General features: G+C 66.6%; 2 protein-coding genes. Both read right to left on the reverse strand.

Annotated elements, in window-relative coordinates; genetic code table 11:
• On the reverse strand, positions 1-429 hold a 429-nt coding region (locus NS334_RS17370; RefSeq protein ID WP_058757034.1), incomplete at its 3' end, for a class I SAM-dependent methyltransferase.
• Positions 430-455: 26 nt separating this feature from the next.
• Positions 456-656 (reverse strand): aminomethyltransferase beta-barrel domain-containing protein (locus NS334_RS17375; protein ID WP_058757033.1); only part of this gene is annotated, 201 nt, incomplete at its 5' end.

Consider the following 656-nt stretch of genomic DNA (forward strand, 5'->3'; position numbering starts at 1 on the left):
GATCAGCTCTCCGCCAGGCTTCAGCACGAGAACGAAATCGTCGAGCGTCGCCTCGGGATCGGGCACGGCGGTGATGACGTATTGCGCGACCACCGCGTCGAAGAACGAATCCGGGAACGCCAGGTTCTTGGCGTCCATCACCGCCAGCGTCTCGACGTTGCTGAGGCCCAGCGCGCGCACGCGCTTGAGCGCCCGCCGCAGCATCGGTTCGGAAATATCGACACCGCACAGTTTCGTGGTGCGCGCATATTCCGACAGCGACAATCCGGTGCCGACGCCGACGTCGAGCACGCGTCCGCCGATCCGGTCGGCTTCCGCGATGGTCGACTGACGGCCCTGATCGAACACCTTGCCGAACACGAGAACGTAGAACGGTGCCCAGCGGCCATACGCCTTTTCGACCCCTTCGCGGTCGATATCCCCAGCCATTCCCTGCCCCGACGCCTCGTATTTCTCTATCCGCGAACTGCTTCCGCGAGCTGCGCCATCGTTTCCTGCGTCGCGGCCCGCACCGCGCGGCTCGCGCTCGCGCTTCTGATGAAGCCGCCGCCCAGCACCCGCGCCTGACCGGACGGCGCATCGTAGAACACGCAGGCCTGGCCGGGCGAGACACCCTCCTCGCCCGCGACGAGCTCGACCTCGTAGCCGCCATCGGT

The organism is Sphingomonas endophytica (assembly GCF_001476895.1).
Classification (GTDB): Bacteria; Pseudomonadota; Alphaproteobacteria; order Sphingomonadales; family Sphingomonadaceae; genus Sphingomonas; species Sphingomonas endophytica_A.